The 14,036-nt window shown below is 72.9% G+C and carries 9 protein-coding genes; 3 read left to right on the forward strand and 6 right to left on the reverse strand.

What is annotated here, in order from left to right; translation table 11 throughout:
• The first annotated feature begins 117 nt into the window (after positions 1–117).
• Together AB0411_RS03550 and AB0411_RS03555 are read left to right on the forward strand one after the other, a co-directional pair.
• A complete protein-coding gene (locus AB0411_RS03550) occupies positions 118–714 on the forward strand; it encodes a ScbR family autoregulator-binding transcription factor (RefSeq protein WP_366415510.1) in 597 nt (198 codons plus the stop codon).
• Positions 715–863: 149 nt separating this feature from the next.
• Complete coding sequence (locus AB0411_RS03555; RefSeq protein ID WP_366415511.1) at positions 864–1,838, forward strand: ScbA/BarX family gamma-butyrolactone biosynthesis protein; 975 nt, start codon at positions 864–866, stop codon at positions 1,836–1,838.
• Between the two features lie 201 nt (positions 1,839–2,039).
• Here AB0411_RS03555 and AB0411_RS03560 read toward each other — a convergent pair whose 3' ends face one another.
• Both AB0411_RS03560 and AB0411_RS03565 read right to left on the reverse strand, forming a co-directional pair.
• Complete coding sequence (locus AB0411_RS03560) at positions 2,040–4,400, reverse strand: oxidoreductase (RefSeq protein WP_366415641.1); 2,361 nt, start codon at positions 4,398–4,400, stop codon at positions 2,040–2,042.
• A 2-nt stretch (positions 4,401–4,402) separates the two neighbouring features.
• Complete coding sequence (locus AB0411_RS03565; protein ID WP_366415512.1) at positions 4,403–5,230, reverse strand: enoyl-CoA hydratase family protein; 828 nt, start codon at positions 5,228–5,230, stop codon at positions 4,403–4,405.
• 432 nt (positions 5,231–5,662) lie between these two features.
• On the opposite strand from AB0411_RS03565, the gene AB0411_RS38055 reads away from it, so the two are divergent.
• Positions 5,663–6,556: a hypothetical protein gene (locus AB0411_RS38055; protein WP_437041227.1), complete on the forward strand. Its 894-nt coding sequence runs from the start codon at positions 5,663–5,665 to the stop codon at positions 6,554–6,556.
• Positions 6,557–6,572: 16 nt separating this feature from the next.
• Here AB0411_RS38055 and argF read toward each other — a convergent pair whose 3' ends face one another.
• The 4 genes from argF to AB0411_RS03595 all read right to left on the reverse strand — a co-directional run bounded on the left by argF (position 6,573) and on the right by AB0411_RS03595 (position 13,974).
• Entirely contained in the window at positions 6,573–7,577 is a 1,005-nt protein-coding gene (gene argF / locus AB0411_RS03580; protein WP_366415513.1) for an ornithine carbamoyltransferase, read from the reverse strand.
• 253 nt (positions 7,578–7,830) lie between these two features.
• Complete coding sequence (locus AB0411_RS03585; protein WP_366415514.1) at positions 7,831–9,066, reverse strand: arginine deiminase; 1,236 nt, start codon at positions 9,064–9,066, stop codon at positions 7,831–7,833.
• A gap of 124 nt (positions 9,067–9,190) precedes the next feature.
• Positions 9,191–12,406, reverse strand: coding sequence for a polynucleotide kinase-phosphatase (locus AB0411_RS03590; protein WP_366415515.1), 3,216 nt, complete (start codon positions 12,404–12,406; stop codon positions 9,191–9,193).
• Positions 12,403–13,974, reverse strand: a complete 1,572-nt coding sequence (locus tag AB0411_RS03595; protein WP_366415516.1) for a 3' terminal RNA ribose 2'-O-methyltransferase Hen1 — start codon at positions 13,972–13,974, stop codon at positions 12,403–12,405. The genes AB0411_RS03590 and AB0411_RS03595 overlap by 4 nt, the downstream gene beginning before the upstream one ends.
• Positions 13,975–14,036: the final 62 nt, after the last annotated feature.

Here is a 14,036-nt window from a genome sequence, read left to right on the forward strand (position 1 = left end):
TTGGCTTCTTTATGATGCGGAAATAGACTGCGCGGCCACGTGCGGCGGGTCGCACTCAGGCACAACAACTCCAAGAGAGCATACGGAGGATGATCGGTGGTCAAGCAGGAACGCGCAGTGCGCACCCGACGCGCCGTCCTCGAAGCAGCGGCTCATGTCATCGGCACCCGCGGGTACCAGGCCGCCACGATGGCCGAGATCATCCAGCGCGCGGGGGTCACCAAGGGAGCCGTGTACTTCCACTTCACGTCCAAGGACGCGCTGGCTCGCGCGGTGATAACGGAGCAGACGGATCCGTTCCTTCCCCAAGTCAGCGAGTCCCGGCTGCAGGACGCCATCGACTTCACCCACCAGGTGGCGCTGGCTCTGCGCAGCGACCCGTTGCTGCAGGCCGGCACCCGGATCGCGGTCGAGACGACGTTCAGTGAGGACCCGCTCGTGCCGTACCAGGCCTGGACCGACATCATCACCACGATGTTCACCGAGGCCCGGGACAACGGCGAGCTGCTGGCCGGCGTGGCACCGGAGCGGGCTGCCGAGTTCTTCGTCGCCGCCTACATGGGAGTGCAGTTGTTCTCGCGGGCCGCGACCAACCGTGCCGACCTCCCGGAGCGCGTCACGACCCTGTGGAAGCACACGCTTCCGGGGCTCGCGGCGCCCGGCGCGCTGGGCCATCTGGACCCGCAGGGCCGCGCCGTGAAGATGTCGGTCTGACCCCTTCCCCGGCAGGGCCCTGGCCCGCCCAGGAGCGCAAAACAAACCACATGGACCGTATTTTTATGGGTCCATCAGCAAGGCTCGCCCCGCACTCAAGGCTCGACCCGCAAGGGCACCGGGAGCCGCACCACGGAAAGGAAGAACCTATGACCGGCGCCACGCTCACGCCGTACTCGCGCGCTGAGCGCCACGACCTCGGAGGCGGGTTCGCCGACACGCACCGACCGTCCGAGCTCACCACGACCGTGCCGCGCGAGTACGTCCACCGCGTCGCGCTGTCCGAGGTCTTCCTGACCAACTGGCGTCGTGGCGACGACGGCTGGGTGGTCAGCGCCCAGTGGCCGCGCGCCCACAGCTTCTACGGTCCCCTCCACGGGCTGCACGACCCGATACTGGTGATAGAGACCATCCGGCAGGCCGGGATATTACTCAGCCATGTCGCGCACGGTGTGCCGCTCGACCACCCGATCATCTGGCAGCGGGTCCGCTACGACCTCGCGCCGCAGGCGCTGCGCGCCGCGGACCGGCCGGCCGAGGTCGTCCTGCACGTCACCGACCACGACACGGTCCGCCGCGGGACCCGGCTGGTCAGCATCCGGCAGGAGTTCCGGATCCTGTGCGACGGCGCCGACCTGGCGTCCGCGACGCTCGTCTACTCCTGTCACAGCCCGGGCGTCTACCGCAGGCTGCGCGGCGACTACGGCGATGTGGTCCTCGCCAACTCCCGGAAGGTGCCGCTGCCCGAGGCCGTCGCCCCGCAGTTGGTCGCCCGCGAGCGCGACCGCGATGTGGTGCTCTCCCCCACCGACCGCGCCGACCGCTGGCAGCTGCGGGTGGACACCTCGCACCCGGTGCTCTTCGACCACCCCGTGGATCACACCCCCGGCATGCTGATGGTCGAGGCCGCCCGGCAGGCCGCCCAGGCGACGACGCCCGGTTTCACCGTGCCGGCGTCGATGGACTGCTCCTTCGAGCGCTACGCCGAATTCGACGCGCCGTCCTGGGTGCAGGCGCGGACCTCGGGCCGTACCGACGGCGACCGCCGACAGGTCGAGGTCACCGTCGAGCAGCACGGCAATCCGGTGGTCACGGCGCAGATCGCCTGCGTTCCGACCTCCTGACCGGCCCCGTCACCGGCCACCTCGCCCCTCCCCCGCCCGTCGGCTCCCCGACCGGCCGGCCGCCGCACCGGACCCGCACCACGGACGCCCGGACCGCCGCCTCATGCACGGTTCCGCCCCCGGCGGAGCGCTTGGCCGTCCCGCCCCGCCTGCCGGACGGCCCCCGCAACGGCCCCGCCTCACGCTGCCCGTGCCTCCCCGTCACCGCAGCGTGAGGCGGGGCTTCGGCGCATCGGTGCGTCCGGTCGGCGGAGTGCGGCTACCCGCCTGGTAGGGCAGCGGCCAGGGAGCGCCGGGGCCCGCGTACCCCTGTTCCGCGGCGGCGTGCAGCGTCCAGTGCGGGTCGTACAGGTGCGGTCTGGCCAGTGCGCACAGGTCCGCGCGCCCCGCCAGCACCAGGGAGTTGACGTCGTCCCAGGAGGAGATGGCGCCGACCGCGATGACCGGCACGCCGAGGGTGTTGCGGATGCGGTCGGCGAACGGGGTCTGGTACGAGCGGCCGTAGTCGGGGCGTTCGTCGGGGACGACCTGCCCGGTGGACACATCGATGGCATCGGCGCCGTGCTCGGCGAAGGCCCGCGCGATGGCGACCGCGTCGTCCGCGGTGGTACCGCCCTCCGCCCAGTCGGTCGCGGAGATCCGGACCGTCATCGGGCGCCCGGCCGGCCACACGGCGCGGACCGCGTCGAAGACCTCCAGCGGGAACCGCAGCCGGGCGGTGAGATCGCCGCCGTAGGCGTCGGTGCGGTGGTTGGTGAGCGGCGAGAGGAAGCCGGAGAGCAGGTAGCCGTGGGCGCAGTGGAGTTCGAGGAGGTCGAAGCCCGCGCGGGCGGCGGACTCGGCGGAGCGGACGAACTGCTCGCGTACGGTGTCCAGTTCGGCCCGGGTCAGCGCATGCGGGACCTGGTTGACGCCGGCGCGGTAGGGGAGTGCGGAGGGGGCCACGACCGGCCAGTTGCCGTCCTGGAGCGGCTGGTCGATGCCGTCCCACATCAGCCGGGTCGAGCCCTTGCGGCCGGAGTGGCCGAGCTGGACGCCGATGGCGGTGCCGGGGGCGGAGGTGTGGACGAAGTCGGTGACCCGGCGCCAGGCCGTCTCGTGCTCCGGCGCGTAGAGCCCCGTACAGCCCGGGGTGATCCGGCCCTCGGGGCTGACGCACACCATCTCCGTCATCACCAGCCCGGCGCCGCCCAGCGCGCGGGCGCCGAGGTGGACGAGGTGGAAGTCGCCCGGTGTGCCGTCGCCGTCCGCGGCGGAGTACATGTCCATCGGGGAGACCACGACCCGGTTGCGCAGCGTCAGCTCCCCCAGCCGGAACGGCGTGAACATGGGGGGCGTGGCCGCCGGGGTGCCCGCCTCGTGCTCGACGGCGGCGACGAATCCGGCATCGCGCAGCCGCAGGTTGTCGTGGGTGACGCGGCGGCTGCGGGTGAGGAGGTTGAAGGCGAACTGGTGGGGCGGCTGGTCCAGGTAGGTGCCCAGCTCCTCGAACCAGGCGAGGCTGGCGCGGGCGGCGCGCTGGGTGGAGGCGACGACCGGACGGCGCTCCTCCTCGTACGCGGCCAGGGCTTGGGCGGTGTCGGGCTGCTCTTCGAGGCAGGCCGCCAGCGCGAGCGCGTCCTCGACGGCGAGCTTGGTGCCGGAGCCGATGGAGAAGTGCGCGGTGTGCGCGGCGTCGCCGAGCAGCACCGTGTTGCCGTGCGACCAGCGGTCGTTGACGACCGTGCGGAAGGCGATCCAGCTGGAGTTGTTGGAGCGCAGCGACCGTCCGCGCAGCGCGTCGGTGAAGACCTTGGCGCACCACTCCGCCGACTCGCGCTCGTCGCAGCGGTCGAGTCCGGCCGCCCGCCAGACCTCCTCGCGCATCTCGACGATGACCGTGCTGGCCCCGAGCGCGCCGTCGTCCGTGCCCGAGGAGGGCGCCGCGGTGGCGGGCGCCCCGGTGGAGCGCGCCCCGGGGTGCGGGGCGGGCGACGGGCCGGCGAAGGGGTAGGCGTGGAGCTGTACGACCCCGTGCTCGGTCTCGGCGATCTCGAAGCGGAAGGCGTCGAAGGCGAAGTCCGCGGCGAGCCAGATGTAGCGGCAGCGGTGGGTGGTCAGCCGCGGGCGGAAGGCGTCGGCATGGGCGGCGCGGGTCGCGCTGTGCACCCCGTCGGCGGCGATCACCAGGTCGTACCCGCGCGCCAGTTCGGCGGCAGGCGGGGCCTCGGTACGAAAGCGCAGGTCGACGCCGAGCTCGCGGCAGCGCCGGTGGAGCACGGCCAGCAGCCGGCGCCGCCCCAGCGCCGCGAAGCCGTGGCCGCCGGAGGTCAGGGTGCGGCCGCGGTGCACGATGTCGATGTCGTCCCAGCGGACGAACTCCGCCTGGAGGGCGCGGTAGACCTCCGGGTCGGCGTGCTCGATACCGCCGAGGGTCTCGTCGGAGAGCACCACACCGAAGCCGAAGGTGTCGTCGGGCGCATTGCGCTCCCAGACGGTGATCTCGCGGGTGGGGTCGAGGCGCTTGAGGAGGACCGCGGCGTACAGCCCGCCCGGTCCCCCGCCGATGACGGCGACCCGCATGGTTATTTCCCCTGCCACTTGGGCGTCCGCTTCTCGGTGAAAGCGGCGTGGAACTCGGCGTAGTCGGCGCTGTTCATCAGCAGCGCCTGGGTGGCGGCGTCCATCTCGACGGCGGCGGCCAGCGGCATGTCGAGCTCCGCGGTGAGCAGCGCCTTGGTCTGGGCGTGCGCCAGCGCGGGCCCCTCGGCGAGCCGTCGGGCGAGCGCCGCGGCCGCCTCGTCGGCCCGGCCCTCGTCGGCCAGCTCGCTGATCAGACCGAGCCGTTCGGCCTCCGGCGCCCGTACGGCGTCGCCGAGCATCAGCAGCCGGGTGGCGTGGCCGAGGCCGATCACCCGCGGCAGCAGGTAGGCCGCGCCCATGTCACCGCCGGAGAGGCCGACCTTGGTGAACAGGAAGGCGAAGCGGGCCGACGGGTCGGCGACGCGGAAGTCCGCGGCCAGCGCGAGCACCGCGCCCGCTCCGGCGGCGACCCCGTGCACCGCTGCGATCACCGGGAACGGGCACTCCCGCACCGCCCTGACGACCTGCCCGGTCATCCGGTTGAAGTCCAGGAGCTGCCCGGTGTCCATGTCCAGGGTGGCGCCGATGATCTCCTCGACATCCCCGCCGGAGCAGAAGCCGCGCCCCTCCCCCGCGAGCACCAGGGCCCGCACCGAGCGCTCCCGGGAGAGTTCCGCGAGCAGGTCACGGAGGTCGGCGTAGGCCTCGAAGGTGAGCGCATTGAGTTTGTCCGGGCGCGCCAGCGTGACGGTGACGATCCCGTCCTTCCTGGTCACGCGGAGGTGTTGCCAGGCGTCTGTGCTGCGGGCTGATCCTGCGAACGGGCTCATCGGGCTGCCTGCCCCCTTTGGCCGACCGGCCGGGTGGATGGTGTTCCGGATGCCCTGCCGAAGTTATCACCGATTCATGACCGTCGTCACGAGGACGCGATAGCGGCGTGGTGGGGGGCGGGGGCCGGGAACACGGGCCGAGGGCGCGGGAGCCGGGAACGCGGATCGAGGGGGCGTGGGCCGAGCGGGCGGGGGCCGGGCGAGCGGGGGCCGGGAATGCGGACCGAGGGGCGCGGGCCGAGGTGGCGCGGCGCGAGGGCGCGGGCGCGGGCGCGGGCGCGGGCGGGTCGAAGGTCCCGGCCGTCGTATGACCTAGGTCTTGCCCATCCTGGCCGCACGCCCCTGATTCAACCGGTCCCGTGCTTCCTACCGTGTACGTATCCCGCCGCCTCAGGTATCCGACCTGGTCTTCTGTGAACGGAACGCACAGGCATGCTGGAACCGCCCGCCACCCCGACCTGGCGCATCACCCTCCCGCGCAGCCCCACCGCCGTCCCCATCGCCCGTGCGATGGTCAGAACCGCGATGCAGGACCTCCGGGCCACGGCCGACCGCACGACCGCCCAGCTGCTGACCGCCGAGCTGGTCACCAACGCCCTCCGGCACACCCGCGACGCCGACCCCATCGAGCTGGTGGTGGAGCTGCACCCGGCCGGCTGCCGGATCGAGGTCCACGACGGCGACTCCTACCTCGTCCAGGGGCTCGGCAGCCCGCCTTCCACGCCGGCCCCCGGGACACCGGCACCGGCGGAGGCGCCGACCGGTCCCGGACCTGGTTCCGCGCCCTGCCGTACGGCGGAGGGGCGCGGCTCGGGGGCGGGGGACGGCCGCGGCTCCGAGGACGGCCCGGCGGAGGCTAAGGGCTCCGGGGACGACGCGGCGGAGGCTAAGGGCTCCGGGGACGACGCGGCGGAGGGACGCGGTTCGGAGGGCGGACCGGCAGGCGGTCGCTCCACCGGCGACGGCCGCCTCCCGACGCAGCGCAGGGAGTACGGCGGACGAGCCGGGCCCGGTAACGGAACGGACGACGGCGAGCAGGACAAGGAACACGACGGCAACGGGAGCGACGGGCTGGACGACGACGACCGCGACCAAGGCCCCACCCCAGCCCCCGCCCCGGACCCGCACCCCAGCCAAGGCCCCGACCAAGGCCCCGCCCCAGCCCCCGACCAAGATCCTCACCGAGCCCCCGACCGGAGCCACGACCACTGCCGTGGACTGCTGCTGGTGCGGTCCCTCAGTCGTGCCTCCGGCTGCCGGCCCACGCCGCGCGGCAAGGCGGTCTGGTTCACGCTTCCCGAGCGGCGGCGTTCGCCCGGCCGCTGAGGCCGACGGCCGGAGCCTACCGGGCGAGCGTCGCGACCAGCACGGCCTTGATCGTGTGCATCCGGTTCTCCGCCTCGTCGAAGACGACCGAGTGCGCGGACTCGAAGACCTCGTCGGTGACCTCCAGCGACGACAGCCCGTGCCGGGCGTGGATCTCCCGGCCGACCGCGGTGCCGAGGTCGTGGTACGCGGGCAGGCAGTGCAGGAACTTCACCTCCGGCTTGCCGGTCGCGCGCAGCACGTCCATCGTGACCGCGTACGGGGCGAGCAGCGCGATCCGCTCGTCCCACACCTCCTTGGGCTCCCCCATGGAGACCCAGACGTCGGTCGTCACGAAGTCCGCGCCGCGCACGCCCTCGACGAGGTCCTCGGTGAGGGTGATCCGGGCGCCGCTGGTCTCGGCGAGCGACGTCGCCTGCGCGACCACCGCCTCCTCGGGCCAGAGCCGCCGGGGCGCGACGATCCGTACGTCCATGCCGAGCAGGGCGCCGGTGACGAGGTAGGAGTTGCCCATGTTGTTGCGGGCGTCGCCGAGGTAGGCGAAGGCGGTCTCGGTCAGCGGGCGGCCCCCGCCGTGCTCGACCATGGTCAGCACGTCCGCGAGCATCTGGGTCGGGTGCCAGTCGTCGGTCAGCCCGTTGAAGACGGGTACTCCGGCGTGGGCCGCCAGCTCCTCCACGTCGGACTGCCGGCTCCCGCGGAACTCGATGCCGTCGAACATCCGGCCGAGGACCCGGGCGGTGTCCTTCACCGACTCCTTGTGCCCGATCTGCGAGCCGGACGGGTCCAGGTACGTGGTCGAGGCGCCCTGGTCCGCGGCCGCGACCTCGAAGGAGCAGCGGGTCCGGGTCGAGGTCTTCTCGAAGATCAGGGCGATGTTCCTGCCCCGGAGACGGGGGACCTCGGTGCCGGCGCGCTTGGCCGCTTTGAGCTCGGCCGCCAGGTCGATCAGTCGGCGGAATTCCTCGGCGCTGAAGTCCAGCTCCTTGAGGAAGTGGCGGCCCGTGAGGTCTATCGCCATGGGGTGGGCTCCTGGTTCGCGGCAGTCGGGACGGACTCAGACTCCGGAAGTGTATACGTACTCCCGTATCTCTATACGGAGCCACCGGTCCCGCACGGCCGGCGCCTCCCCTGGACGGAACCAGGCCGGCGTGCCCTGCACGAACCGGACCCGGCCCCCGTAGACGGAACCAGGCCCCGCTCCCCTGGACGGAACCGGGTCCCGTCCCGGGAAGGGTTACCCCGTCACGCCCCGGACGGATCCGGGGTCACGCTCAGGCTGCCCCGGGTACCGCGTCCCTCGCCACCGGGCAGCTCATACAGCGCGGCCCACCGCGTCCGCGCCCCAGCTCACTCCCCGGAATGGTGATCACCTCGATGCCGCGTTTGCGGAGGAAGGTGTTCGTGGTGACATTGCGCTCGTACGCCACCACCACCCCCGGCTCCACCGCCAGCACATTGCAGCCGTCGTCCCACTGCTCACGCTCGGCCGAGTGCACGTCCTGGGTCGCGGTCAGCACCCGGATGTCGGACAGGCCCAGCGCGGCCGCTATGGCGCGGTGCATATGCTCCGGCGGGTGGTCGGTGACCTTGAGGTCCTGGTCGCCCGAGCCCGGCTCGATGGTGTACGAGCGGAGCATCCCCAGCCCCTCGTACTGGGTGAAGGTATCCCCGTCGATCATGGTCATGACGGTGTCGAGGTGCATGAAGGCCCGGCGCTTGGGCATGTCGAGCGCCACGATCGTGCGTGCGGACCCCGCCGCGAACAGCCCCCGCGCCAGCAGCTCCACGGCCTGCGGCGTGGTCCGTTCGCTCATCCCGATCAGCACCGCACCGCTGCCCATCACCAGGACGTCGCCGCCCTCGATGGTCGAGGGGAAGTCCGCCTGCCCCTCGGACCAGACGTGGAAGTCCTGGTCGCGGAAGAGCGGGTGGTGGCGGTAGATCGCCTCGTAGTGCACGGTCTCGCGCTGCCGGGCGGGCCAGCGCATCGAGTTGATCGAGACGCCGTCGTAGACCCAGGCGGAGGTGTCACGGGTGAAGAGGTGGTTGGGCAGCGGGCCCAGCAGGAAGTCGTCGAGATCCATCACATGGAAGCGGACCGAGGTCGGTTCGGCATGCCGCTCCAGGAACTCACGCTTGGTCATGCCGCCGACCAGCGCTTCCACCAGCTCCGGCACCGGCAGCTCGTCGAAGGCCGACCGCAGGTGGTCGGTCGCCAGCGGACCGTATTCCTTCTCGTCGAAGACCCGGTCGAGGATCAGCTTCCGCGCTGCGGGGATCTGCAGGCTCTCGGCCAGCAGGTCCCCGAAGAGATGCACCTCCACCCCCCGGTCGCGGAGCACATCCGCGAACCCGTCGTGCTCGGCCCGCGCCCGGCGCACCCACAGCACGTCGTCGAAGAGCAACGCGTCCTTGTTCGAGGGCGTGAGCCGCTTCAGCTCCAGATCGGGGCGGTGCAGGATGACCCGGCGCAGCCGCCCGGCCTCGGAGTCGACTTGGAATCCCATCCACCCATCTTGGCCGCTCGGACGGCTCGGCGGAGGGAGTCGGGGGATGTCGGGTCGCCCGGGGCGGCGGCGTGACGGGCCGGGGGCACTGCTCCCCCGCGGCCCGTACGCCACTTCGGCCCCACTACAACCGCGGGTCCACCGGCTCCGACTCCAGCGCGAGCACCGCGAAGACCGCCTCGTGGACCCGCCACAGCGGTTCGCCCTCCGCCAGCCGGTCCAGCGCCTCCAGGCCCAGTGCGTACTCCCGCAGGGCCAGCGAGCGCTTGTGGCCCAGATGCCGGCTCCGCAGGCGTTCGAGGTTCTCCGGGCGGGTGTACTCCGGTCCGTAGACGATCCGCAGGTACTCGCGGCCACGGCACTTGACGCCCGGCTGGACGAGCCGCCCGTCGCCCTGCCGGATCAGCGCCCGGACCGGTTTGACCACCATGCCCTCGCCACCGTCGCCGGTCAGCTCCAGCCACCAGGCGGTGCCCGCGGCGACCGACGACGGGTCCTCGGTGTCGACGACGATCCGCCGGGTCGTGGCGAGCAGGCCGGGCCGGCCCGGGCCGCCGCCGTCCCCCGCGCCGCCCCGGGCCGTCATCACCGCGCCCTCCGCCGCGATGAGCCGGTCGATCAGGGCCAGCTGGTCGGTGTGCGCCAGCCCGGCGAGGCTGCGGCCCTGCACCGCGAGAATCTGGAACGGCGCGAGCCGGACCCCGTCCAGGTCGCCGAGCCCGTCCAGGTCGCCGAGCCCGTCCGGTTCACCGGGACCGGCGCATTCACCGGGTCCGTCCAGTTCGCCGGGCCCGGCAGGCCGCTCCGATGCCGCGGGGGCGGCCCGGGTGTCCGCGGCATGCCGGGCATCTGGCGTGTGCGGGACGTCCGCGGTGTGCGGGGCGCCCGCCGCGTACGGGGCACCCGCCGTGCGCGACGCACCTGCCGCGTGCGGGGCATCCGCCGCCCCCACGCGCCAGCAGTAGCGCCGGTACGCCGCCGTGAAGGCGGCGGCGTCCGCGGCCCGGTCCCGCTGCCTGGCGAGCAGCGGCGACACCTCGACCCCACGGGCGGCCGCCGCCTCCAGCGCACCGAGCACACCCGGGAACGCCGCCCCGGCCGCCGCACCCACGGCCGCGTACTGCCGGCGCAACAGCCCCGTCGCCTTCAGCGACCACGGCATCAACTCGGCGTCCAGCAGCAGCCAGTCGGTCTCCAGCTCGGCCCACAGACCGGCCTCTTCGGCGCACTCCCTCACCCGCCGCAGGATCCGCTCGGTCGTCGCCGGGTCGTCGAAGAACGGCCGGCCGGTGCGGGTGTACAGGGCGCCCGACGCCCCCTTCGGCACCCCGAAGGGGGTACCTCCCCCGCCGTCAGGGCGAGGGGAGAGCTCCTCGGCCACCGCCTCGTCACGGCACACCAGGACCACGGCACGCGACCCCATGTGCTTCTCCTCGCACACCACTTCCCGCACACCGTCCGCCCGGTACCCGGCGAACGCCTCCGCCGGGTGCTCCAGGTAGCCGTCCTCCGCCGAGGTCGCACAGGGCGCCATCGTCGGCGGGAGGTACGGCAGCAGCCGCGGGTCGATCGCGAAGCGGCTCATCACCTCCAGTGCGGCCGCGGCGTTCTCCTCCTTGACCGCGAGCCGGCCCATGTAGCGGGTTTCCACGATCCGCCGCCCGGCCACATCGTCCAGGTCGAGCGGACGACCGTCCGCGCCGCCGGGTGCCTCCGTGGCGAGCGGTTTGGCGGGCTCGTACCAGACCCGCTCCGCCGGTACGTCCACCAGCTCGCGCTCCGGCCAGCGCAGGGCGGTCATCGCTCCGCCGAAGACGCAGCCGGTGTCCAGGCAGAGGGTGTTGTTGAGCCAGTTGGCGCGCGGGGTGGGGGTGTGGCCGTAGACGACGGCGGCACGGCCGCGGTAGTCCTCGGCCCACGGGTAGCGCACCGGCAGGCCGAACTCGTCGGTCTCGCCGGTCGTGTCGCCGTACAGCGCGAAGGACCGCACCCTGCCGGACGTCCGGCCGTGGTACTTCTCCGGCAACCCGGCGTGGCAGACCACGAGTCCGCCGCCGTCCAGGACGTAGTGGCTGACCAGGCCGCGGATGAACGCCCCGGCCTCCGCACGGAAGGCGGCGTCCTCCTTCTCCAGCTGCTCGACGGTCTCGGCGAGCCCATGGGTGTGCTGGACCTTGCGGCCCTGGAGGTAGCGGCCGAGCTTGTTCTCGTGGTTGCCCGGCACGCACAGCGCATGCCCGGCCCCGACCATGCCCATCACCAGCCGCAGCACTCCGGGGCTGTCCGGCCCGCGGTCGACGAGGTCGCCGACGAAGACCGCGGTACGGCCCTCGGGGTGCGCGGCGTCCACCGGCCGGCCGAGCTCGTCGCGCACCAGCGCATAGCCCAGCCTGCCGAGCAGGGTCTCCAGCTCGGAACGGCAGCCGTGGATGTCGCCGATGATGTCGAACGGGCCGGTGAGATGCCGCAGATCGTTGAAGCGCCGCTCCGTGACGACCTCTGCCGACTCCGCCTCCTCCGCCCCTCGCAGGAGGTGCACCTTGCGGAAGCCCTCCCGCTCCAAGTGCCGCAGGGAACGGCGCAGTTCGCGCTGGTGGCGCTGGATCACCCGGCGGGGCAGCCCGGCCCGGTCGGCGCGCGCCGCGTTACGGGCTGCGCAGACCTGCTCGGGCACGTCCAGGACGATCGCCACGGGGAGCACATCGTGCTCGCGGGCCAGCCGCACCAGCTGGGCTCGCGCCTCGGCCTGCACATTGGTCGCGTCCACGACCGTCAGCCGCCCGGCGGCCAGCCGCTTGGCCGCGATGAAGTGCAGCACTTCGAACGCGTCGCCGCTGGCGCTCTGGTCGTTCTCGTCATCGCTGACCAGCCCCCGGCAGACGTCGGAGGAGAGCACCTCGGTCGGCCGGAAGTGCCGGGCGGCGAAGGTGGACTTGCCGGATCCGGTGGCCCCGATCAGCACCACCAGCGAGAGGTCGGGCACGGCAAGGGTGCGCCGCGCCGGCGCGGGCTGCGGCTGGGGCTGGTCCTGCGAACCGGGCTGGGACTGCGGTTCGGGCCGGGGGTGGGGCTGCGGCCGGGGCTCGGGATCGGGCCCGGGCCGAGACTGCGGCTCAGGCCGGAGCCGGGGCCGCGGCCCGGGCACACGCTCCTGCTGAGTGCTGTCCTCCGGCCGGCCTTCCCGCCCCTGCCGGCTCTCGCTCTCTTGCGGGCTTTCGCCCCCGTGCCGGCTCTCGTCCCCGTGCCGGCTCTCGTCCCCGTGCCGGCTCTCGTCCCCGTGCCGGCTCTCGTCCCCGTGCCGGCTCTCGTCCCCGTACTCCGTACGGCCGTCATCCGTCATGCCGTGACCTCCTTCCCGGTCGTCGAATTGCCGCCGCCCACACGGCGGTTGCCGTCCTCACCATGACCGCCGCGTTCACGGGGCCTGCCGCCTCCGCGATGACTGCGGCCTTCGCCCCGGCCCCCGCCCTTGTCCGTCATACGGAAGTGCGCCAGCTGGGTGGGCGGGCCGACCTCGGGATCGTCCGGTCCCACCGGGGCGAAGCTCACCTCGTAGCCGTGCCGCCCGGCGACCTCCCGGGCCCAGCGCCGGAACTCCTCCCGCGTCCACTCGAAACGGTGATCCGCATGCCGCACCTGGCCGGCCGGCAGCGACTCCCAGCGCACGTTGTACTCGACGTTCGGCGTCGTCACCACGACGGTCCGCGGCCTGGCCGACCCGAACACCGCATACTCCAGCGCCGGCAGCCTCGGCGGATCGACATGCTCGACGACCTCGCTGAGCACCGCCGCGTCATACCCCTTCAGCCTGCTGTCGGTGTACGCCAGCGACCCCTGCATGAGGCGTACGCGCTCCGACTGCCGCTCGGACATCCGGTCCAGCCGCAGCCGGCGCCGCGCCTCGTGCAGCGCACGCATCGACACATCCACCGCGACGATCTCGGTGAACTGCACTTCCTTCAGCAGCGCGCCGACCAGCTGGCCCTGCCCGCAGCCCAGGTCGAGCACCCGCGCCGCCCCGGCCGAGCGCAGCACGCCGAGGATCGCCTCCCGCCGCTGGACGGCGAGCGGCACCGGCTTCTCCTCGGTGTCCGCCTCCTCGTCCACCGCGTTGTCGAGCTCCTCGGCGGCCGCGTCGTCCGACTCGGCCAGCCGCTCCAACTCCAGCCGTTCCATGGCCCGGCGCGTGAGCGACCACTGCCGCGCGAGATAGCGGCCGACGATCACCCGCTGCTCCGGGTGGTCCTCCAGCCAGCCCTCGCCGGCCCGCAGCAGCTTGTCGACCTCGTCCGGGGCGACCCAGTAGTGCTTGGCGTCGTCCAGTACCGGCAGCAGCACATACAGATGCCGCAACGCCTCGGCGAGACGGCACTCCCCTTCCAGGACGAGCCGTACGTAGCGCGAATCCCCCCACTCCGGGAACGTCTCGTCCAGCGGGAGCGGCTCGGCGAGCACCGTCCAGCCCAGCGGCTCGAACAGCTTGCGCACCAGCGCCGCGCCGCCCCGCGCGGGCAGCACCGGCACCTCGATCCGCAGCGGCATCGTCCGGGTCGCCAGTTCGGGCCGCGCCGTGCACTGCCCCTTCATCGCGCTGGCGAACACGCTCCTCAGCGCCACCGCCAGCAGTGACGACGCGGCGTACGGCCGGTCGTTGACGTACTGCGCCAGCGCCGAATCCGGAGCGCCGCCCCGGCCCTTCCCGCGGCCCCGGCGCACCAGGGCGATGGGATCGACCTCCAACAGCAGCGCGGCCGTGCACCGCTGAGCGTCGGCCTCGGGATAGAGGATGTGCGCGGTGCCGTGCGACGTCGAGAACTGCTGCACCTTGTCAGGGTGCTTGTGCAACAGAAACCCGAGGTCGGTCGCGGGGCGGTCGGTGCTGCCGGTGGTGGATATCGTCAGGAACACCCGTCCGAGTATTGCCGTGGTACGCCCCGATCCCCACCGGTTTTCCCGCAGCACCGCCCGCC

The sequence above is a fragment of the Streptomyces angustmyceticus genome (genome assembly GCF_040701845.1).
In the GTDB taxonomy this organism is placed as follows: Bacteria; Actinomycetota; Actinomycetes; order Streptomycetales; family Streptomycetaceae; genus Streptomyces; species Streptomyces angustmyceticus_A.